We start from the raw sequence: 20,454 nt of genomic DNA on the forward strand, positions 1-20,454 counted from the left end.
GCAGTTCCCTTGTCGGTTGCACATGCCGGCTCGCATCGCGCGTAAATAACGTCACGGACCGAGTGGCTCTCTCGGTCCGGTTTTTATCAGTGATTTCAATCGCTTATGCGTCTTGTTGGTGGGCGCCATTCTACTCGGCTTTGGCGGCTCTGCCACCGCTGGCATGTTCGGGCCTTACAGTTCATGTCCCAGAATGACTTGGCAGATGGTGGAGAAGTTGCGCGCCTCCGGCGGACGATCGAGCGTGATGCCCAGGGCGCGTCCGATATCGGCCGCCGAGACCAAGCCGCGCACGCACTGGCTGCCCTGTCCATCAGTCTCGGTGATCAACAGGTGTTGGTCGCCAAAGGCCTTCAGCGCTTCGACCAGTTCGCCGACGGTGATGCGCTCCAACCGGGCGAGAGGCAGGCCGTGGAGTTCCTGGCGCGGGGTCTGGACCATTTCAACCGTCACCTCGGGACGTTCGACCTGGTACTGATGCATCGCCAGGGTCACCCGCCGGCCGCCGATCAGTTCGCGGGCGGTGATCACGCCGCTCAGCTGGTTGCTGGCGTCGATCACGAACAGCAGTCGCACGCCGCCCTGTTTCATCAGATCCAGGGCATGGGATATCGAACTCGAAGCACCGATCGTGAAGGCGCCGGTCTGCGAGAAGTCGGTCAGCAGGGCGCGGGCAGGGCTATCGATATCGAGGCTGGTGACCGCCATCGGGCGGCGTATGCTGACGTTCTTGTCGAGGGGCTCCAGGTTCAATGTCGGGCCGGCAAGGTGCGGTGATGCTGTAGTCATGGTCTTGCTCCTTGATGTGCGACGAAGGAAAGGCATCCGAGGCGATGACAAGTTCAAGTTCTGTCTCGTGATGCCGATTGATACAGGGTCATTTCATGTACTTGGCCAGATCGCCCCGCACGCTGTCCAGAAAGGTCACGAAATGCGTGTCGCGCTGGTCGTCGTGACGATCGATGCGACAACCCAGCTGCATGTCGCGCTGGATCAGGATCTCGTCGAATATTTCCAGGGTGATCTTGTTCGGGGAGTGTTGCGCGGGATCGACGAAGCCGGCCTCGAGAGTAAAGCCTTCCATGAGCGTGGCGCGAACGCGGGTCGTCCCGCCCTCGGCGAGGACTCGGCGTACGAACAGCCAGCCTTCACATGCCAGTGCCGTGGCGTCTTCCCGCTGACGACGAAACAGCGTGCGATAACAGGCGCCTTCCTGGACGCCCTTGTCGGCCATGCTGCGATACCCCTGAGTCACCCGGGACGCCATCGCACCCGAATCGGCGAGCTTGCGCAGTGCCGCCGCATGTTCACGCTGCAGTTGATCCTGACGCTGAAAGCGCTGCCAGCGGCGGTAGTCGGCGATAACGGAGGTCGCGTCGTCCATCGGGTGTCCTTGGCTGAAAAATTCGACCACGCGGGGCCAAGCTTGGCACCCGCCCGGTTGGTGCAGGATGAAGCAATTGGCCAAATATGATGGCCCAGCGTACTTGCCATGGCCAGCCCGCGATCATTCTCGCTGATAACCGTAGAGACCCTAAAGTACCGGCGTAGTTCGGCCGATACATTGATTAGATTGCCTAAACCGCGCCTTTTCGCTGAGTAGCGAAGCGCAAGCGGCTGGTTAAATGGCGCAGACTTCAGGGGACTACCATGGCGAGCATTTCATCACTGGGTATCGGTTCGGGGCTGGACCTCAATGGTCTGCTTGATCAACTCGAGGCCGGCGAGCGGCAGAAGCTGTCGCCGATCACTACCCAGCAGTCCAGCTACAAGACCAAGATTTCCGCCTTCGGCCAGCTCGAGTCGGCGCTGGACAAGCTCCAGCAGGCCGTCGGCAAGCTGACCAAGACAGACGGTTTTCAAGCCGTGTCGTCCTCGGTCACCGGCGAGGGAGTAACCGCTGGCGCGCAGACGAGTGCCGTCCCAGGTAGTTATCAGGTCAGTGTGTCGCAATTGGCGCAGGCTCATTCCGTTGCCAGCGGCCAAATGAGCGATACTACCAGTGCGCTGGGGGCAACCGGGTTTACCATCACTCAGACTTCCGGCAAGGGGACGACCACCTCGATCGATCTGGCCTTGACGGGCGACGAATCCCTCGAGGATCTGCGCGACAAGATCAATGCACAGGACGGTGATGTTGGCGCATCGATTATCAACGATGGCTCGGGCTATCGTCTCGTCCTCAACGCCAAGGATACCGGTGCTGCCTCCGAGATGACGGTGGCCATGTCCGGCGCCGATGCGGCGACCAACGCCAAGTTTACATTTGATCCGAACGCTGCGGCTGGCGATATAGACAATATGTCCCAGACGGTAACGGCTCAGGATGCGGCGCTCAAGGTGAATGGTGTTGCCATTACCAGTGCGTCCAATGAGGTCGAGGAAGCCATCCAAGGCGTGACGCTGAATATTTCTTCGCTCGTAGACGAGTCGTCGCCGGCGACGGTCAAGGTGGCTCGCGATGAAGCGGGTATCAAGAAAGGCGTGCAATCCTTTGTAGATGCCTACAACTCGTTGCAGAAAAGCATCGGTTCGCTATCGTCATACGATAGTGACAGTGGCACTGCCGGCACCTTGCTGGGCGATGGCACCCTGCGCAGTGTCGAATCCCAGCTGCGACGCGTCATGAGTGGCGCCGAAGAGGGCGCGTTCAGCATGCTCTCGGACATCGGCGTCGAGTTGACCCTGGAGGGCACGCTGAAGGTCGATGACGAAAAACTTTCCGGGGCCATCAGCGATAACTTGTCGGGGCTGCAGCAGTTCTTCATGGGCAGTGGCGGAGCGGGTGAAGGGCTGGCCGGTAAGCTGGACGGTGCGCTGGGGACGATGCTGGATGACAAGGGGCTCATCGATTCCGCCACGACGGGCTACGAAGATCGTATCGATGCGCTGAAAGAGCGCTATACGCGTACCGAAGAGAGTATCAACAATACCGTCGAGCGTTACCGTCAGCAGTTTGCCCAGATGGATTCGCTGGTATCGCAGATGAATTCCACCATGAGCTATCTAAGCCAGCAGTTCGACGCCATGAAAGCACAGACATCGCAGTAACCGAACAAGGGATCAGAAACGATGAGTACAATGCGTGGCGCAAATGCTTATGCGCGCATGGGCGTGGAAACCGGCGTGATGTCGGCCAGCCCGCACCAGTTGATCGTCATGCTGTTCGACGGTGCCCAGGCGTCGCTGCGGGCGGCACGGCTGCACTTGCAGCAGGGCAACATGGCCGAGAAGGGCAAGGCGCTTTCCAAGGCGATCGACATCGTCAACAACGGGTTGTCGGCGTCGCTGGATCACGACAAGGGCGGCGAAATTGCCGGTCGGCTGGCGTCGCTCTATGACTATGTGGTGCGCTTGCTGATGCAGGCCAACTTGCATAATGATTTACAGCGGATCGATGAAGCCGCACGGCTGCTCGACGATATCGGTACTGCCTGGCGCGATATAGCGCCTGCGGCAAGGAGCTAACGACGCATGACGGCGGCAAGAGACGTGATCGCGGAATACGAGCAATTATTGTTGCGCTCGACGCAGATGCTTGGGCTGGCGCGCGAAGGTGACTGGGCGCGTCTGGTCGAGGAGGAGTCGGCGTATGTCGTGGCCGTGGAAACCCTCAAGCACAGCGACGCCAATGGTTCACTGGATGCAAGGGGCATGACCCGCAAGGCGGAAGTGCTCGAGCGTATCCTCGAGCAGGATGTGGAAACACGTCGTCGGCTCGAAGCGCGCCGCGAGGAACTCAGTGAACTGATCGGCGGCAATCGCCGCCAGCTCAATGCCAATCGCGCCTATCGTGCGGGCAGCGCTATGGCGGTGCCGATCGGACAAGGGCGTAAGTGAGCGGCGTCATCACGCCGATTATTGATACCCTGCTTCATCAGGTGCTGGGTAAGCGCAGCAGCGTGCCCAGCAACCTGGATGTCATCGAGCCGGTAAAACCGATGGCGCCGGGCAGCGCTGCGCAGGCTTTGAAGAGTGACTCACGGTTGGAGCCGGGGCGCGCTGGCGCTGCATTGCAGCCCGGATTCAAGGAAGGGGAGCCCTCGACACCGCGGCAGATGCCCGTGGTTCCATCATCGACGGCAATGCATTTCAGTCCGGCAGCCCGCACCATTGCCGATATTCTGGTCAAGTTTCCCGCCCCCCCTTCGGTCATTTCACCGGCAACGTCCCTGCTGGCCAAGCCGGATACCGCCAACGTGCCGTTGCTGGCGGCTAGCCTGCAAGACAGTATTGAAAGCAGTGGTCTATTCTACGAGTCGCGTCTTGCCCGCTGGTTTCGTGGTGAGCTTCCGCGTGCCGTTCTGATGCGCGAGCCACAGATGCAGTTGCAGGCACAATTGCAGGGCGGTGTGCTGCCGGATGGCAGCGGGCGAACGTCGCAGGGCGCTATGCCGGCTTTGGCACAGTCGCGCCTGATGCCGATGACGGCGCAGCGGGGTGAGGGGCCGTCGCCCTTGACGCCGCCGCCTGCCACATCGGCGGCAAATGGAGCCGCCAGTGGCCCAGCGGCGGCGGCAATGCCTGGCGTCGAAGCGATGCGTACGGCAGCCGAGGCCGGATCGGCCCGGGACGTGGACCCTGCCCGCCCTCCTGAATTCGCCGATGAGACGTTACAGCGTGTGGTCCGTCATCAACTCGAGCTATTGGTGACGCCGACCCTGCGTTGGGAAGGCGATATCTGGTCGGGGCTATTCATGGCGCTGACGCTGCAATTTCCGGCGGGACTTCAGGAGCGCGATGCCCGGGGCGAGCAGGAGGGCGACGATGAGTTGCCCTGGCATAGCCGGATCAGCCTGCAGCTTGCCAACCTGGGTGAGCTCGATGTGCAGCTGCAATTACGCAACCGTTCCTTGTCGTTGGCCATTCATGCCGATCAACAGGATTCCCTGGACGCCTTGAAGCGCTCTCAGACGACGTTCGAGGAGCGCTTGTATCGGTGCGGTTTCGAGAGTGTCCGCGTCAGTGTCCTGCCGGGCACTGACGCGGATGACGCCTCCGATGGTCAGGTAAACAGCGAGCGATCCATCTCATGAGCCATGGGCGAGACTCCGATGGCCGTCGTCAGGCCGTGGCGCTGGCTTACCGGGATGGCGATCAGGCGCCGCATGTCATCGCCAAGGGTTATGGCGAACTGGCCGAGCGAATCGTCGCCGAGGCCAGTCGCCAAGGTATCTTCGTGCATGACGCGCCGGAACTGGTCGGTCTGCTCATGCAGATCGACCTCGATGAGCGTATCCCTCCCATGCTTTATCAAGTCATCGCCGAGCTGCTGGTCTGGGTCCATGAGCTCGACCAGAATGTCGCAAATCCACGACAACTTCGTTGAAGTCGTTACACGATTTCAACGAAGGGCTACGTCGAGACGCTTGTTGTATCTTCCGCATCCTAAATAAATCGCCTTTACTCGCCAAATCGCTTTTTGAAGCAATCACTTAACATTCAGTTACTTAAGTAGTTCTGTACGCTGCTGACAGAATTAAGTTTCTACTCACGAATGTTGAAGTTCGTCATAAAAACGCCTCACAATATGGTTACGATAAATGACGAATCGGACGCTACGTTGGCCCGGTTCGATAAAAAGTCGGTGGCCTAGACCCATCGACACTACGTAACGCAACGCAGGGAATGTTTCATGACGATGCCGATCGATAGCCTCCTGAGCGACATTCAGGATACCAACCTTTCCTATTTGCTGCTGGTCCAGCGATTGCTCAACGAGGACCGGGCCACCGCCATGTTCAGGCTCAAGCTCGACGAGTCGATGGCTGACTTGCTGGCCTCGCTGTCGGTCAAGCAGCTTAGCCAGCTTGCGCGCTCCAACCAGCTGCTGTGCCGGCTGTGCTTCGACGAGCCCGAGCAGCTCACCCGACTTATCGAGGATCCGCGCGATCAGGGGCTGGGTCAGATCCATGCCGCGTTGTCGATGGCATCGCGACAGCCAAGCGCCTCCCCCGTTCGCATGAGTCGGAGGTGAGTCATGGCTGACAAGAGCCTGGTTACAGAGATGCATCAGGTACAGATGGCCATCGAGTTGATTGAACTCGGCGCTCGCCTGCAAGTATTGGAAACCGAGACCGATCTCAGCCGTGCCCGTTTGATCAAGCTCTACAAGGAAGTTCGTGGCATGTCGCCGCCCAAGGGCATGCTGCCATTTTCCACCGACTGGTTCATTACCTGGCTGCCCAACATTCATTCATCGCTTTTCTACAATATCTATCAGCGCTTGATTGAAGATCACGACTGCGAACGCATGGGGGCCTTCGTTCGCGCCTTTCGCCTTTACCTCGAACAGCTCTCCCTGGAAAGTGCCGAACCGGTGCTCGGCCTGACCCGGGCCTGGACGCTGGTGCGCTTCTTCGAAAGCGATCTGCTCGAACTGTGCGAATGTACCAGCTGCCAGGCAAGCTTCGTCGTGCATGCGCATACCCCCGCCCAATCGTTCGTCTGCGGTATCTGTCAGCCGCCGTCGCGCGCCGGCAAGACGCGCAAGCGCCGTGAAGCCGCTGCCCATGCCCCGGCCAGGCAGGCCGACCAGCTGACCATAACGGCGCTGGTCGAACTCGAGGAGGCAGCCGATAGGCGAAGCGCCTGATAGCGGATTTTCTCGCCATTCTCTTGGGCTACCGGCTCAAGCTACCGGGGCCTCTGCCGATAACAGGTTAGAGGCCCCGGTTCTTTTCAGGCGAAGGAAGTTAATGTGTTAATTACCCTTGGTTATCTTATTGTTCTTGGCTCCGTGTTCGGGGGCTACTGGATGATTGGCGGGTACTTGGGCGCCCTCTATCAGCCGCCCGAAATCCTCATGATCGTCGGAGCAGCCATGGGGGCCTTCGTGGCGTCCAACAACGGCAAGGCGATCAGGGCAACCTTACGCTCTTTCTCCAAGCTCAAGCGTACCAACAAGTACAACAAGGCCATGTACATGGAGTTGCTGGCCTTGCAGTACAAGCTGCTTTCCAGGGCGCGCCGCGACGGCATGCTGGCAATCGAACGCGATATCGACGATCCGCAAAACAGTGCGCTGTTCGGCGAATACCCCAGGCTGCTCGGCGATCCAATGCTCATGGCTTTTTTGACCGACTACCTGCGCTTGATGGTCAGCGGCAACATGGATCCCTTCGAGATCGATGCGCTCATGGAACACGAAATCGAGACCTTCCAGCACGAAGCCGAAATTCCCTCCCACGCGTTGCATGCGGTCGGCGATGGCCTGCCGGCATTCGGTATCGTCGCCGCGGTCATGGGCGTGGTGTACGCGCTGGGCTCCGCCGACCAGGGCGCGGGCGAGATGGGTATCCTGATCGCCAATGCGCTGGTCGGTACCTTTCTGGGCATTCTGCTGGCCTATGGCTTCATCAACCCGTTGGCCGGGCGGATCCTGCATCAGGTCACCGAAGCGGTGAAGATGCTGCAGTGCATCCGCGTCACGCTGATGGCGAGCCTCAATGGCTACGCGCCGCAGCTGGCGGTGGAGTTCGGGCGCAAGGCGCTGTTCACCGCCGAACGGCCGACGTTCGATGAACTGGAAGATCATGTGCGCTCGACCAAGAATTCTACGGGTGGCTCATGAGTGACCATCGGCCAATCATCGTCAAACGCAAGAAGGTAAAGGCCAAGGGGCATCATGGCGGTTCCTGGAAGATCGCCTACGCCGACTTCATGACCGCGCTGATGGCCTTGTTCCTGGTGCTATGGATTCTCTCCACGGCGAGCGAATCGGAGCTGGCGAGCATTGCCGAATATTTCCGCACGCCCTTGCCGGTAGCGATGGCGGGCGGCGACAAGTCGACGGCGAGTACCAGCGCGATTCCCGGCGGCGGTCCCGATCCTAAATACAGCGAGGGTGAGCGCCAGCGCATCGATACGCGTCTGCAGACCCGGCCCAGCGACGAGCAGCGTCGCCTGCTGGGCCTCGAACGGCGTATCGAATCGGTAATCCAGAGCAAGCCTCAATTGCGCGATCTACGCTCGCAGCTACGCATGGAAATGACTCCCGAGGGATTGCGCATCCAGATCGTCGATACCGATAGGCGGCCGATGTTCAAGTTGGGTAGCGACCAGGTCGAGGATTACATGCGCGACATCCTTCGGGCGATCGCCCCGGTGCTCAATGAATTGCCCAACCGGATAAGTCTGAGTGGGCACACCGACAGTCTGCCGTATGTCGGCGGCGAGCAGGGCTACAGCAACTGGGAGCTGTCCACCGATCGTGCCAATGCCTCGCGGCGGGAACTGGTGGCCGGCGGCCTGGATGCCGACAAATTGCTGCGCGTGGCCGGCATGGGCTCGCGGGTGCCATTGAATGCGCAGGACACCACGGACCCGATCAATCGCCGCATCAGCATCGTGGTGCTGGACCGCAAGACCGCCGATGCCATCGAATTCCAGAGCGGCCCGTCTAGCCCGGTTCTGCCAGAAACCGGGGCATCCATTCTGCCCGAAGAGCTGAATACTGTGCCCGCCTTGAACCCGGGGTTGCCTGTCGCTGAGCAAGCGCCCAATGACCCTTTGACCCGAGTGGATTAGCGCATGGATATCACTGATTTCTATGACACCTTTTTCGAAGAGGCCGAGGAGCTCCTGGGCGATATGGAGCGCCACCTGCTGGATTTGGATGTCGACGACCCCGACCCGGAACTGCTCAACGCGATCTTTCGCGCCGCGCATTCCATCAAGGGTGGGGCGGGGACCTTCGGCTTCGTCGTGCTGCAGGAAACCACCCATATCCTCGAGAACCTGCTTGACCATACCCGCCGGGGCGAGCTGACCCTGCGTCGGGACATCGTCGATACCTTTCTGGAAGCGAAGGATATGTTGCACGAACAGATGAACGCCTATCGCAACGGCGTCGAGCCCGACCCGGTGGCCTTCGAGCGGATCTGCAATACGCTGAAGCAGCTGGCGCTCGATGAGCTGGGCAAGTCGATGGGCGAGCCCGCCGCCCAGGCTCAGGCGGCGAGCGGGCCCGAGGTTGCAGCGCCCGTCAGCACTGCCGGCGACGAAGCGGGGCCTGGCGCAGCGACGGACGAAGCCGACGTTAATGACAGCGATGCGCAGAACGCCGACGAGGTGCTGCGTGTATCGTTGCTCGGCGTCGGCGAGAAGGATCGCCAGCTGCTGGTCGAGGAGCTCGGTCAACTGGGCACGATTCTCTCCCAGCAGGGCGACGCCCAACGCTACGACGTCGAGCTGAGCGCGAGCATCAGCGCCGAGGATATCGAGGCGGTGATGTGCTTTATCGTCGAGCCCGAGCAGTTGGCCATCGAGCGTGTCGCGAAGCCGGCCCCAGAAGAGGGCGTAGAGGCCAGCGCTTCAGTGCGGCCCGAGCCGGCTGGCCAAGCCAGCGATGAGCCGGCCGAGCAGCTCGCAGACACCTCGGCAGCGGTTGCAAGCAACGCGACGACGCCCAAGCCCGTCGAAAGCAAGGCGCCCGCGGCCAAGAACAAGGCCAGCGAGTCGAGCTCGATCCGTGTTCCGGTCGACAAGGTCGACCAGATCATCAATCTGGTCGGCGAGCTGATCATCACCCAGGCGATGCTCGACCAGACCGCCAGCGAAATCGATGGCGTGACACACAGCTCGCTGCACAATGGGCTCAACCTGCTGCAGCGCAACGCCCGCGACCTGCAGGAAGCGGTCATGTCGATCCGCATGATGCCCATGGATTACGTGTTCAGTCGCTTTCCGCGGCTGGTCCGCGATCTTGCCGCCAAGCTCGGCAAGGATATCGAGCTGATCACCGAAGGCAAGTCCACCGAACTCGACAAGAGCCTGATCGAGCGCATCATCGATCCGCTCACGCACCTGGTGCGCAACAGTCTCGATCATGGCATCGAGATGCCCGACGCCCGTGAAGCGGCGGGCAAGCCGCGCGGCGGCAAACTGACGCTTTCGGCACAGCACCAGGGCGGCAATATCCTGATCGAGGTCATCGACGATGGCGCGGGTTTGTCGCGCCAGAAGATTCTCGCCAAGGCGGAAAACAACGGTATCGCCGTCTCCGACAGCATGAGCGACGACGACGTCTGGCAGTTGATCTTCGCGCCGGGATTCTCGACCGCCGAACAGGTCAGCGACGTTTCCGGACGTGGCGTGGGCATGGACGTGGTCAAGCGCAACATCCAGGCGATGGGCGGTCATGTCGAGATCATGTCCCGCGAAGGCCGCGGCACCACGACGCGCATCGTGCTGCCGCTGACCCTGGCGATTCTCGACGGCATGTCGATCAAGGTCGGCGAGGAGATGTTCATCCTGCCGCTGGGGGCGGTACTCGAGTCGCTGCAGCCATCCCGCGCCGAGCTGTATTCGATGGCCGGCGACGATCTGCTGCTCAAGGTGCGCGACGAGTACCTGCCGGTGATCGCCCTGCATCACGTGCTTGACGTGGCCAACGCGCGTACCGACATCACCGAAAGCATCGTGGTGATCGTGCAGGGCGAGGGGCGTCGTTACGCCCTGGTCGTCGACGATCTGGTCGGCCAGCAGCAGGTCGTGGTCAAGAATCTCGAAACCAATTACCGCAAGGTGCCGGGGATTTCCGCGGCGACCATTCTCGGTGATGGCAGCGTTGCATTGATCCTGGACATCGCCGATCTCCATCGTCTCAGCCGGCGCAAGAGCACACCGCGCTCTGCCGTCACCAACACGCCTATTCAAGAGGTGATTCCGTCATGACCACCGTTACCCAAACTGTCTCGCCGACCGACAAGGCGCACAACGCTGACGCCCATAGCCGCGAATTCCTGGTGTTCTCGCTGGGCAGCGAAGAATACGCCGTGGACATTCTCAAGGTTCAGGAGATCCGCGGTTACGAGAACGTCACGCGCATCGCCAATGCCCCCGATTTCATCAAGGGCGTGACCAACCTGCGCGGCGTGATCGTGCCGATTGTCGATCTGCGCATCAAGTTCCACCTCGACAACGTCGAGTATGGCGGCCAGACCGTGGTCATCGTGGTCAATGTCGGTGAGCGCATCGTCGGCATCGTGGTCGACGGTGTGTCCGACGTGATGACCCTGACTCCCGAGCAGATCAAGCCGGCGCCCGAGTTCGGCGTGACGCTGTCCTCGGATTACCTGAGCGGGCTCGGCAGCCTCGAAGACCGCATGCTGGTACTCGTCGATATCGACAAGCTGCTCACCAGCGAGGAAATGGCCCTGGTCGATAGCGTCAAGAAGTGATCGTCCTGGAACGCTTCTGACAGTAGAAGAACGACCTCGAGAGCCCGATCGACTCGGGCTTTCGAAACGCTGTATGTCGGTTCACACGTCAAGCCCCCGTTCGCGCAGAGCAACGGGGGCTTTTGTTCGAGCGCTGCATGCCGTTCACGGCTTGCATTCAGCGCTTAGGCGACTCCTTGCCTGACCCGCGATAACCCGCCCGCACTATCAAGGATCCGTCGTGTCTGCCGATAGCTTTCTATACCAGGGCCTGACGACAGGCATGGCGTCGATCAGCCTGTTCGCCATTACTAAAGACGCTCGCGCCAGGCCGCGAGTTGGCCACGGCCGAGTCGTAACGTGGCCATTCAACTCGGGCGCTTGTTGATTAAAACGATAGAAAGCAGGGGAACCATGAAGCTACTCGATAACATGACCGTCAAGGTCAGCTGGCTGCTGGTATTGATGGTGTTCAGTGCATTGCTGGTGGGCGTCAGTGCGCTGGGCTGGTACGCCGTGCAGTACAGCCAGCAGGCGTTGGGCACGCTGAATCGTGTCAATGTCGAACAGCAAGCGACTCTCAATCGGGTCAACAGTCAACTGCTCAATCTGCGCTTGACCATTCAGAACGAATACGCACGGATGACCGGTTCGACCTGGGGATCGCAGGCATCCCAGCTCGATTCATTGCCGGCCCGGCTCGACGAGGTGCGCGAGACCTTCGCACAGTTCAAGGCCATTCCGGTACAGCCCGGGCACCAGGCGCTGGTCGAAAGGATCAAGACCAACTTCCAATCCCTGGTCGATGAGGCGCTGACCCCGCAGGTGGCGGCATTGAGCGACATGGATCTTGCCGCCTACAGCGAGTTCGCAGGGCCCTTGCAGGAACTCAGCGATGCCTTCTATGACAGCGCCGTGGCCTTTTTCGGGACGGCCGAAGCCGAAGGCCGCGCGCTGTATGGCGAATTCCACAGCATGGCGGTTGCGCTGAAGGTCGCCATTGGCGTGGCGCTGATGGTGGCGCTTGCGATGATCCTGGGCGTGCTGTGGGGTATCACCAAAAACGTCATTCGCCCGCTGGAGCGTGTCGTCGCTCATTTCGAGCGGATGGCCGAGGGCGACTTGTCGGCACCCGTCGAACGCCGCGGCAGCAACGAGATCGGCAAGCTGTTCTCGGCGCTGGAACGCATGCAGGACGGGCTGTCGCGCACCGTCGGCAATGTGCGGCGCAGCAGCCAGTCGATCTATCGCGATTCGCAGAGCATCGCCAATGGCAACAATGACCTGTCGGCGCGTACCGAGCAGCAGGCTGCCTCGCTGGCCGAGACTGCCTCGAGCATGGAGCAGCTGACCTCGACCGTCGACCAGAACGCCGACAATGCCCGCCAGGCCAGCCAGCTTGCCGAGAGCGCCGCCCAGACGGCCGAGCGCGGCGGCAGCGTGGTCGGTCAGGTCGTCGATACCATGCGCGATATCAGCGATAGCTCGCACAAGGTCGTCGATATCATCGATGTGATCGACTCGATCGCCTTCCAGACCAATATCCTGGCGCTCAACGCCTCGGTCGAGGCGGCGCGGGCCGGCGAGCAGGGCCGCGGCTTCGCGGTGGTCGCCGACGAAGTGCGCAACCTGGCCAGCCGCAGCGCCAGCGCCGCCAAGGAAATTCGCGGGCTGATCGAGGCCTCGGTATCGCGGGTCGATACCGGCTCGCAACTGGTCGATCAAGCCGGCAGCACCATGACCGATATCGTCACCGCCGTGCAGCGCGTCAACGACATCATGGAAGAGATTGCCGCCGCCTCGCAGGAGCAGAGCAACGGCATCGGCCAGACCAACCAGGCGATCAGCCAGATGGATCAGGTCACCCAGCAGAATGCCTCGCTGGTGCAGGAGTCGGCGCACGCCGCCGCCACGTTGGCTCAGGAGGCCGAGCGGCTGCGCGAATCCGTGGCCCAGTTTCAGCTCGCCCGGGAGCAGCAGGCCAGCGCCGAGGCCGCCACCCGGCCGTCAGCCAGGGCAGCCGCGAGCCAGGCCGCCTTGCCGGCGCGTCGTCAGGGTTCGCCCACCCCCCCAGCCAGGAGCGAGGAACTCGATTGGGAGTCGTTCTGACCCTCGGGCAACCACCATAAGCGGCATTTGTCACGCCGCAATACAAACAATCAAGGGAAGCACGCATGCGCAACAACCAGCCCATCAGCCAACGCGAATACGTGCTCGACGACGAGCACTACCTGATCTCGCGGACCGATCTCAAGGGGCGCATCACCTATGCCAACCCGGCCTTCGTCGAGGTCAGCGGCTTTGCCCGGGAGGAGCTGATCGGTGCTCCGCACAGCCTGGTGCGCCACCCGGACATGCCCGAAGCGGCGTTTGCCAATCTCTGGGAAACGCTGGAAGCCGGCGAATCCTGGCGTGGCCTGGTCAAGAACCGGCGCAAGGATGGCGATCATTACTGGGTCAACGCCAGCGTCACGCCGATCTTCGAGGCGGGCGAGCTGCAGGGCTATGCCTCGGTGCGCGTCAAGGCCGAGCCCGAGGCCTGCGCCTACGCCGAACGGATCTACGCGCAGTTGCGTGCCGGCAAGAGCGGGGGAGTCAAGCTGGTGCGCGGGCAGATCGTGCGCCGCGGGATGATCGGTTGGCTGAGCCGGGTACGCCTGCGCTCGCTGCAGGGGCGCATGGCGACGATGATCGCGCTGGCGGTGCTGTTGCTGGTGGCCAGTGGCGCGTTGGGCCTCTACGGTCTGCAAACCTCGGCTGAGCGCCTGCAGTCGGTCAACGACAACGGCCTCAAGGACGTCGCCCGGTTGCAGCGGATCGATCAATTGATGAACCGTGGTCGGTCGATGCTGGCTGGTCCGGTGAGCAACCCCATGGCCGGTGACTTCGAGGACACGGTCGCCAAGGTCGAGGAGATGGCCGTGGAGATCAACGTGGTGTGGGACAACTACATGGCTCGTGAAGTCAACCAAACCCAAGAGGCGGCGACGTTCGCCGAAGGGCTCGAAAATTACCTCGAGGCGGGATTGCTGGCGACCACTCAGAGCCTGACCGACGGCGAGTCCTATCAGGCCTACCTGGCCTATAACGATGTGCTGAAACCGGAAGGCGAGCGGTTGAGTGCCATTGTCAGCGGCCTGGTCTCGGCCAAGCAGGAGGCGGCCCAGGCATTGGTCGAGCAGGCTCGAAAGATCAAGGAGCGGATCATTGCCGCCCAGCTGATCCTGGGTCTGGTGGGGTTGTTGCTGTTGATCGTCATGGGGGCCATGAGCATGCGCGCGATACGCCGGCCGCTCAATGAATCCAAGCGTTTCACCTTGCAGATTTCCGCCGGCAATCTGGCGGCGACCATGCCTGGCAATCGCAACGACGAGATCGGCGAACTGATGGCCTCGCTGAACATCATGCGTCTGAGCCTGGCGAGCATCGTCAAGGATGTCGATCGCAGTGTGGGCATCGTGCGCCCGGCGTCGCGGGACATCGCCGATGGCAACGAGGATCTGTCGTCGCGCACCGAGCAGCAGGCCGCGTCGCTGCAGGAAACCGCCTCGAGCATGGAGCAGATGACCGCCACGGTGAAGCAGAACGCCTCCAATGCCCGCGAGGCCAGTGGCCTGTCGAGCAACGCCGCGAGCTCGGTGCGCGAGAGCGGCGAGGTGATGAACGAGGTGGTCGACACCATGGGCCGGATCACCGACAGCTCGCGCAAGGTTTCCGAGATCATCGGGGTGATCGACTCGATCGCCTTTCAGACCAACATCCTGGCGCTCAACGCCTCGGTCGAGGCGGCGCGGGCCGGCGAGCAGGGCCGCGGCTTCGCGGTGGTCGCCAGCGAAGTGCGCAACCTGGCCGGGCGCAGCGCCGACGCCGCTCGCGAGATCCGCGCGCTGATCGACGGTTCCGCCCAGGAGATCGACAGCGGTGCGGCGCTGGTCAAGCGCGCCGAGCGCTCGATCGAGAGCGTGGTCGGCGCGGTGCTCAAGGTCAACGACATCATGGGCGAGATCGCCTCGGCCTCCGACGAGCAGACCGGCGGCATCGACCAGATCAACCAGGCGATCGCCCAGATGGACGAGGTGACCCAGCAGAACGCCGAACGCGTGCAGAGTTCGGCGCGTGCGGCGCAAAGCCTCGATGAGCAAGTGAGCAGGCTGGCCGACGCGGTGGCGGTGTTGCGCCTGGCGGGCAGCGGCAAGGAGAGCGTCGATCGGGCGAGTCGCTTCAAGGCGGCCGAGCGCCGTCGCGAACTCAGCCATGCGACTTCGGAAAGCGCTGCCTCGTCAGCGAAGCCGGCCAGGACTCCAGCGCGCCTCGCCGGCAGTGAATCCGAATGGGAGGCCTTTTGAACAGCCGAGTGGACTATTCCGACAAGCTGGGTGCCGTCATGGCAGGGAGCGCCACGAGCGCTTCCCTGGAGCGCGATCTGACCATGACCGATACGGACTTCGATCGCGTGCGCAAGCTGATCTATCAGCGCGCCGGCATCGTCTTGGCGGAGCACAAGCGCGAGATGGTCTACAGCCGCCTCGCGCGGCGCTTGCGCCACCACAAGCTGACGCTGTTCTCGGAGTATCTGGCGCGCCTCGAGCGTCAGCCCGACTCCAAGGAGTGGGAGGCCTTCACCAATGCGCTGACCACCAACCTGACGGCATTTTTCCGCGAAGCGCATCACTTTCCGCTGCTCGCCAACCATGTGGCGGCCAGTACGGCGCCGGTGCGTATCTGGTGCGCGGCGGCCTCGACCGGCGAGGAGCCGTATTCCATCGCCATGACGCTGCACGAGGCGTTGGGGACGCGTGCCCGCGAGGCGCGAATCGTGTCCACCGACATCGATACCGAGGCGTTGGCCAAGGCCCGTGAGGCAGTCTATCCCCTCGAGCAGGTGCTCAAGTTGAGCGAGGCGCGGCGCAAGCAGTTCTTCCTGCGCGGCGGTGGCGCTCGCGCCGGCCTGGCGCGAATACGTCCCGAGCTGACTGCCCTGGTCGAACTGCGCCAGCTCAACCTGTTGGCGCCGAACTGGGGGCTGGATGGCGGCTTCGATGCGATTTTCTGCCGCAACATCATGATCTATTTCGACAAGCAGACCCAGGCGAAAATCCTCGAGCGTTTCGTGCCATTGCTCAAGCCCAACGGACTGCTGTTTGCCGGCCATTCCGAGAATTTTTCCTACATCAGCCAGGCGTTCCGGCTGCGCGGCCAGACCGTCTACGAGTTGGCTTCGCAACCCTCAAGTCGTCCATCGGCAAGCCGATAACACCAAGACTATGGTAATCCCCCGAGCGGCGTGTCCGCTCGGGGGAAGGAAAGGAGAGAGCCCTTGAGCGCCCCCAGGATCAAGGTACTGTGTGTCGATGACTCGGCGCTGATCCGTGACCTGATGAGCGAGATCATCAACTCGCAATCGGACATGGAAGTCGTGGCGACAGCGCCCGACCCGCTGGTGGCACGTGACCTGATCAAACGCACCAATCCCGACGTGCTGACGCTGGACGTGGAAATGCCGCGCATGGATGGGCTCGATTTCCTCGAGCGCCTGATGCGGCTGCGTCCGATGCCGGTCTTGATGGTCTCGTCGCTCACTCAGGCGGGCTCGGAGATCACCCTGCGCGCGCTGGAACTTGGCGCCGTGGATTTCGTCTCCAAGCCGCAACTGGGCATCCGCAGCGGCATGCTCGACTACAGCGAGATGATCGCCGACAAGATTCGCGCCGCCGCCCGATCGCGTCCGCGCGCTGGGCGCCGCCAGCAGGACGCACCGGCCGAGCCGATCAGGGCGCCGTTCATCTCCAGCGAGAAGCTGATCATCATCGGCGCCTCGACCGGCGGCACCGAGGCGATCCGCCATGTGCTCGAGCCGCTGCCGGCCAATACCCCGGCGATTTTGATCACCCAGCACATGCCGGGCGGTTTCACCCGCTCGTTCGCCGAACGCCTCGACCGGCTGTGCCGGATCAGCGTCAAGGAGGCCGAGGACGGCGAGCGGGTGTTGCCCGGCCACGCCTACATCGCCCCTGGCGATCGCCATCTCAAGCTTTCGCGTAGCGGCGCCAACTATGTGGTGGCGCTCGACGACGGCGAACCGGTCAATCGCCACCGCCCCTCGGTGGACGTGCTGTTCAACTCGGCGGCCAAGAACGCCGGGCGCAATGCGATCGGCGTGATTCTCACCGGCATGGGCAAGGATGGCGCCGCGGGGCTGCTGGACATGCGCAAGGCCGGCGCCCATACGCTGGCCCAGAGCGAAGCGACCTGCGTGGTTTACGGCATGCCCCGCGAAGCGGTCGCGGTGGGTGGCGCCGTCGAAACCGTCGATCTGGAGCAGATGGCGAGCAAGATCATGCAGCAGGTGGCGTCCTCGGGACGTGCCCAACGCGTCTGACGCCGTGCGCCGCCAAGCCTCAACGTTAATCAAGCTGCAACGTCAATAATGCCGAAACTGAAGAGAGCCCTATGAAACGCCTGTTCGCCAACCTGTCCATTAGTTCGTTGCTGAGTGTCGCCGTGGTGACCTTCGGCGTGCTGATCCTGATCATCGCTACATTGGGTTATCGGACCGATCGCATCAGCGAAGCCTCGATCGCTACGCTGAACCGGATCAACGTCGAGCAGCTCAACGAGATCGGCCGCGCCGAATCGCTGATGCTCTACAGTCGCATGCGCACCAACGATGTCGTCTCCGAGCGCATGATGGGGCGCTTCGCCGAAGCCAAGGGCTATCTCGGCGAGGCCAGGGGGTATCTCGAGCGCGCCCGGGCGCGCTTCGCCAATTTCGCGGCGGTGCCCAAGACCGACGCCGGAAAGCCGTATACCGTGCCGCTCGAAACCAACATGACGGCGCTGTTCGACAACCTCGTGGGGCAGATGACCGCGCTCGAACAACTCGACATGGAGACCTTCGATGCGCTCAAGGCGCAAGAAAGTTCCCTTAGCGCAGCTTTCGACCAGGCGATGACCGATTTCGTGGGCTATGCCGGCAAGCGTGGTGATCAGGTCGTCAGCGACTATTACTTCGAGATCCGGCAAAGCGAGCTGATCGGCCTGGGCGTGGTGGTCTTCGCGTTGCTGTTGCTCGCCGCGCTGCGCCTGGGGCTGGCGCGCCTGGTGGTTGGGCCGCTGCGCGAGGCGGTCGAGCATTTCCAGCGCATCGCCAAGGCGGATCTGTCCCACGAGATCGCCGCGACGACGCGCAACGAGATCGGCCAGCTGTTCGCCGCCATGCGCGACATGCAGCAGGGTCTTTCCAAGACCGTGCGCACGGTGCGCGACAGCAGTGGCTCGATTTATCTGGGCACCCGCGAGATCGCCGGCGGCAACACCGACCTGTCTTCACGCACCGACCAGCAGGCGGCTTCGATCGCCGAGACCGCGGCGAGCATGGAAGAGCTGACCGCGACCGTCAAGCAGAACGCCGACAATGCCCGCCAGGCCAGCACGCTGGCCAACGAGGCGTCGTCGACGGCCGGGCGCGGCGGCGAGGTGGTCGATCAGGTGATCACCACCATGCAGGGGATTTCCGCGAGTTCCAAGCAGATCGCCGATATCACCGGGGTGATCGATTCGATCGCCTTCCAGACCAATATTCTTGCGCTCAATGCCTCGGTCGAGGCGGCCCGGGCCGGCGAGCAGGGACGGGGCTTCGCGGTGGTCGCCGGCGAAGTGCGCAACCTGGCGAGCCGCAGTGCGTCGGCGGCCAAGGAGATCCGCGAATTGATCGACGGCTCGGTCACCCAGGTCAAGCAGGGCTCGACGCTGGTCGAAGAAGCCGGCACCACCATGCGCGATGTCGTATCCGCGGTGCGCCGGGTGACCGACATCATGGACGAGATCTCGGCGGCCTCGCAGGAACAGAGCGATGGTATCACCCAGGTCGGGACCGCCGTCTCGCAGATGGACGAGGTCACTCAGCAGAATGCGGCACTGGTTCAGCAGGCCGCCGCCGCCGCCGCCTCGCTGGAAGAACAGGCCGATCGGCTGGAGCAGGCTGTAGCGCTGTTCCGCCTGGCCGACGACGGCCGGGCGGAACAGCGTGCCGCTGGCGCCACACCGGCGCTGCCGCAGGCTGGCGTCACACCCGGCCAGACACCAGCCGCCCGTCGTTCCGCCAAGCCCGAGCCGTTGCTCGAGAGCGAAGACGACTGGCAGGAATTCTGACAACGCGTTGCCCAAACCCGATTGAGATGAGGAAGCAAGATGGCCGACAAGAACATGAGCATCCTGGTGGTGGACGATTTTCCCACCATGCGCCGTATCGTGCGTAGCCTGCTCAAGGAGCTGGGCTACACCAACGTCGAGGAGGCCGAGGACGGCCAGGACGCGCTGGGCAAGTTGCGTGCCGGTGGCTTCGAGTTCGTGGTTTCCGATTGGAACATGCCCAATCTGGATGGCCTCGAGATGCTCAAGCAGATCCGCGCCGACGATGCGCTCAAGTCGCTGCCGGTGCTGATGGTGACGGCCGAGGCGAAGAAGGAAAACATCATTGCCGCCGCCCAGGCAGGCGCCAACGGTTATGTCGTCAAGCCCTTCACCGCGGCCACGCTGGAAGAAAAGCTCAACAAGATTTTCGAAAAGCTGGGCAAATAAGACCAATTTCGTGGAGGAGGGCAAGCAATGAGCGTTCAAGCGCAGCATGCCGGCACTCAGCAGGGTGAGGACCTGGTCCAGCGGATCGGGCAGGTGACGCGCATGTTGCGAGACAGCATGCGGGAACTGGGACTGGACAAGGAGATCGAGAAGGCCGCCGAGGCGATCCCCGACGCGCGCGATCGGCTGAGCTACGTGGCGACGATGACCGAGCAGGCCGCCGAGCGGGCGCTCAACGCCATCGACCGTGCCCAGCCGATCCAGGATGCATTGGAAAGTCGTGCCGAGGAACTCGACACGCGCTGGGCGCAGTGGTTCGCCGAGCCCAAGGAGCTCGACGAGGCCAAGGAGCTGGTGGTCGATACGCGTGCCTATCTGAGCGCGGTGCCTGCACAGACGCGCGCGACCAATGCCGAACTGCTCGAGATCATGATGGCCCAGGATTTTCAGGACCTGACCGGCCAGGTGATCAAGCGCATGATGGACATGATCAAGGAGATCGAGAACCAGCTCGTTCAGGTGTTGCTGGATAACGTGCCGGACAGTCAGGATCGCCAGGAACTGCGCAAGACGCTGGTCAACGAGCGCGAGACCTCGCTGCTCAACGGGCCGCAGATCAAGTCCGAAGGCACTGACGTGGTCAGCGACCAGGGCCAGGTCGACGACTTGCTGGACTCGCTGGGCTTCTGATCCGTCAGGCGGTGGCCAGCGA

The 20,454-nt window shown here is 62.3% G+C and carries 20 protein-coding genes; 18 read left to right on the top strand and 2 right to left on the bottom strand.

The features are described from left to right. Positions 1–174: 174 nt before the first annotated feature. On the bottom strand, positions 175–789 hold the full coding sequence (locus tag HALZIN_RS0105300; RefSeq protein WP_035575171.1) for a CBS domain-containing protein: 615 nt from the start codon (positions 787–789) through the stop codon (positions 175–177). Positions 790–877: 88 nt separating this feature from the next. After that, on the bottom strand, positions 878–1,384 hold the full coding sequence (locus HALZIN_RS0105305; protein WP_031383196.1) for a hypothetical protein: 507 nt from the start codon (positions 1,382–1,384) through the stop codon (positions 878–880). Between the two features lie 266 nt (positions 1,385–1,650). Here HALZIN_RS0105305 and fliD point away from each other — a divergent pair, with 266 nt between their 5' ends. The 18 genes from fliD to cheZ all read left to right on the top strand — a co-directional run bounded on the left by fliD (position 1,651) and on the right by cheZ (position 20,432). After that, entirely contained in the window at positions 1,651–3,051 is a 1,401-nt protein-coding gene (gene fliD, locus HALZIN_RS0105310; RefSeq protein WP_031383197.1) for a flagellar filament capping protein FliD, read from the top strand. 21 nt (positions 3,052–3,072) lie between these two features. Beyond that, positions 3,073–3,468 carry a flagellar export chaperone FliS gene (fliS, locus tag HALZIN_RS0105315; RefSeq protein ID WP_031383198.1) on the top strand — a complete coding sequence of 132 codons (396 nt, stop codon included), beginning with the start codon at positions 3,073–3,075 and terminating at the stop codon, positions 3,466–3,468. A 6-nt stretch (positions 3,469–3,474) separates the two neighbouring features. Then, positions 3,475–3,840 (top strand): flagellar protein FliT, encoded by a 366-nt coding sequence (fliT, locus tag HALZIN_RS0105320; protein WP_031383199.1) that lies wholly within the window; start codon positions 3,475–3,477, stop codon positions 3,838–3,840. Beyond that, positions 3,837–5,036 carry a flagellar hook-length control protein FliK gene (gene fliK / locus HALZIN_RS0105325; RefSeq protein ID WP_031383200.1) on the top strand — a complete coding sequence of 400 codons (1,200 nt, stop codon included), beginning with the start codon at positions 3,837–3,839 and terminating at the stop codon, positions 5,034–5,036. Before fliT ends, fliK begins: the two co-directional genes overlap by 4 nt. Further along, positions 5,033–5,329 (top strand): EscU/YscU/HrcU family type III secretion system export apparatus switch protein, encoded by a 297-nt coding sequence (locus HALZIN_RS0105330; protein ID WP_031383201.1) that lies wholly within the window; start codon positions 5,033–5,035, stop codon positions 5,327–5,329. The genes fliK and HALZIN_RS0105330 overlap by 4 nt, the downstream gene beginning before the upstream one ends. A gap of 312 nt (positions 5,330–5,641) precedes the next feature. Next, positions 5,642–5,977 (top strand): flagellar transcriptional regulator FlhD, encoded by a 336-nt coding sequence (gene flhD, locus HALZIN_RS0105335; RefSeq protein ID WP_031383202.1) that lies wholly within the window; start codon positions 5,642–5,644, stop codon positions 5,975–5,977. A 3-nt stretch (positions 5,978–5,980) separates the two neighbouring features. Further along, positions 5,981–6,595, top strand: a complete 615-nt coding sequence (gene flhC / locus HALZIN_RS0105340) for a flagellar transcriptional regulator FlhC (protein ID WP_051907389.1) — start codon at positions 5,981–5,983, stop codon at positions 6,593–6,595. A 105-nt stretch (positions 6,596–6,700) separates the two neighbouring features. Further along, on the top strand, positions 6,701–7,573 hold the full coding sequence (gene motA, locus HALZIN_RS0105345) for a flagellar motor stator protein MotA (RefSeq protein WP_031383204.1): 873 nt from the start codon (positions 6,701–6,703) through the stop codon (positions 7,571–7,573). After that, positions 7,570–8,529 (top strand): flagellar motor protein MotB, encoded by a 960-nt coding sequence (gene motB / locus HALZIN_RS0105350; RefSeq protein WP_084173372.1) that lies wholly within the window; start codon positions 7,570–7,572, stop codon positions 8,527–8,529. Before motA ends, motB begins: the two co-directional genes overlap by 4 nt. Positions 8,530–8,532: 3 nt before the next feature. Then, on the top strand, positions 8,533–10,677 hold the full coding sequence (cheA, locus tag HALZIN_RS0105355; protein ID WP_035575177.1) for a chemotaxis protein CheA: 2,145 nt from the start codon (positions 8,533–8,535) through the stop codon (positions 10,675–10,677). Further along, positions 10,674–11,183 (top strand): chemotaxis protein CheW, encoded by a 510-nt coding sequence (cheW, locus tag HALZIN_RS0105360; protein WP_031383207.1) that lies wholly within the window; start codon positions 10,674–10,676, stop codon positions 11,181–11,183. Before cheA ends, cheW begins: the two co-directional genes overlap by 4 nt. Before the next feature lie 393 nt (positions 11,184–11,576). Beyond that, a complete protein-coding gene (locus HALZIN_RS18590) occupies positions 11,577–13,271 on the top strand; it encodes a methyl-accepting chemotaxis protein (RefSeq protein ID WP_031383208.1) in 1,695 nt (564 codons plus the stop codon). A gap of 65 nt (positions 13,272–13,336) precedes the next feature. After that, a complete protein-coding gene (locus HALZIN_RS0105370; RefSeq protein WP_031383209.1) occupies positions 13,337–15,508 on the top strand; it encodes a methyl-accepting chemotaxis protein in 2,172 nt (723 codons plus the stop codon). Between the two features lie 38 nt (positions 15,509–15,546). After that, positions 15,547–16,416, top strand: a complete 870-nt coding sequence (locus HALZIN_RS0105375) for a CheR family methyltransferase (RefSeq protein WP_031383210.1) — start codon at positions 15,547–15,549, stop codon at positions 16,414–16,416. A 63-nt stretch (positions 16,417–16,479) separates the two neighbouring features. Next, positions 16,480–17,541 (top strand): protein-glutamate methylesterase/protein-glutamine glutaminase, encoded by a 1,062-nt coding sequence (locus tag HALZIN_RS0105380; protein WP_031383211.1) that lies wholly within the window; start codon positions 16,480–16,482, stop codon positions 17,539–17,541. A 71-nt stretch (positions 17,542–17,612) separates the two neighbouring features. Beyond that, positions 17,613–19,313, top strand: a complete 1,701-nt coding sequence (locus HALZIN_RS18595; RefSeq protein ID WP_031383212.1) for a methyl-accepting chemotaxis protein — start codon at positions 17,613–17,615, stop codon at positions 19,311–19,313. A gap of 39 nt (positions 19,314–19,352) precedes the next feature. After that, the gene (cheY, locus tag HALZIN_RS0105390; protein ID WP_031383213.1) at positions 19,353–19,742 is read left to right on the top strand and encodes a chemotaxis response regulator CheY; all 390 of its coding nucleotides are present in this window, start codon (positions 19,353–19,355) and stop codon (positions 19,740–19,742) included. A 27-nt stretch (positions 19,743–19,769) separates the two neighbouring features. Further along, positions 19,770–20,432 carry a protein phosphatase CheZ gene (gene cheZ, locus HALZIN_RS0105395; RefSeq protein ID WP_031383214.1) on the top strand — a complete coding sequence of 221 codons (663 nt, stop codon included), beginning with the start codon at positions 19,770–19,772 and terminating at the stop codon, positions 20,430–20,432. Positions 20,433–20,454: the final 22 nt, after the last annotated feature.

The sequence above is a fragment of the Halomonas zincidurans B6 genome (assembly GCF_000731955.1).
GTDB lineage: Bacteria > Pseudomonadota > Gammaproteobacteria > Pseudomonadales > Halomonadaceae > Modicisalibacter > Modicisalibacter zincidurans.

Excerpts from the sequence above, each read along its gene's own strand:
- HALZIN_RS0105300 (WP_035575171.1), bottom strand. The coding sequence starts at position 789 with ATGACTACAGCATCACCGCACCTTGCCGGCCCGACATTGAACCTGGAG.
- HALZIN_RS0105305 (WP_031383196.1), bottom strand. The coding sequence starts at position 1,384 with ATGGACGACGCGACCTCCGTTATCGCCGACTACCGCCGCTGGCAGCGC.
- fliD (WP_031383197.1), top strand. The coding sequence starts at position 1,651 with ATGGCGAGCATTTCATCACTGGGTATCGGTTCGGGGCTGGACCTCAAT.
- fliS (WP_031383198.1), top strand. The coding sequence starts at position 3,073 with ATGAGTACAATGCGTGGCGCAAATGCTTATGCGCGCATGGGCGTGGAA.
- fliT (WP_031383199.1), top strand. The coding sequence starts at position 3,475 with ATGACGGCGGCAAGAGACGTGATCGCGGAATACGAGCAATTATTGTTG.
- HALZIN_RS0105330 (WP_031383201.1), top strand. The coding sequence starts at position 5,033 with ATGAGCCATGGGCGAGACTCCGATGGCCGTCGTCAGGCCGTGGCGCTG.
- flhD (WP_031383202.1), top strand. The coding sequence starts at position 5,642 with ATGCCGATCGATAGCCTCCTGAGCGACATTCAGGATACCAACCTTTCC.
- flhC (WP_051907389.1), top strand. The coding sequence starts at position 5,981 with ATGGCTGACAAGAGCCTGGTTACAGAGATGCATCAGGTACAGATGGCC.
- motB (WP_084173372.1), top strand. The coding sequence starts at position 7,570 with ATGAGTGACCATCGGCCAATCATCGTCAAACGCAAGAAGGTAAAGGCC.
- cheA (WP_035575177.1), top strand. The coding sequence starts at position 8,533 with ATGGATATCACTGATTTCTATGACACCTTTTTCGAAGAGGCCGAGGAG.
- cheW (WP_031383207.1), top strand. The coding sequence starts at position 10,674 with ATGACCACCGTTACCCAAACTGTCTCGCCGACCGACAAGGCGCACAAC.
- HALZIN_RS18590 (WP_031383208.1), top strand. The coding sequence starts at position 11,577 with ATGAAGCTACTCGATAACATGACCGTCAAGGTCAGCTGGCTGCTGGTA.
- HALZIN_RS0105370 (WP_031383209.1), top strand. The coding sequence starts at position 13,337 with ATGCGCAACAACCAGCCCATCAGCCAACGCGAATACGTGCTCGACGAC.
- HALZIN_RS0105375 (WP_031383210.1), top strand. The coding sequence starts at position 15,547 with ATGGCAGGGAGCGCCACGAGCGCTTCCCTGGAGCGCGATCTGACCATG.
- HALZIN_RS18595 (WP_031383212.1), top strand. The coding sequence starts at position 17,613 with ATGAAACGCCTGTTCGCCAACCTGTCCATTAGTTCGTTGCTGAGTGTC.
- cheY (WP_031383213.1), top strand. The coding sequence starts at position 19,353 with ATGGCCGACAAGAACATGAGCATCCTGGTGGTGGACGATTTTCCCACC.
- cheZ (WP_031383214.1), top strand. The coding sequence starts at position 19,770 with ATGAGCGTTCAAGCGCAGCATGCCGGCACTCAGCAGGGTGAGGACCTG.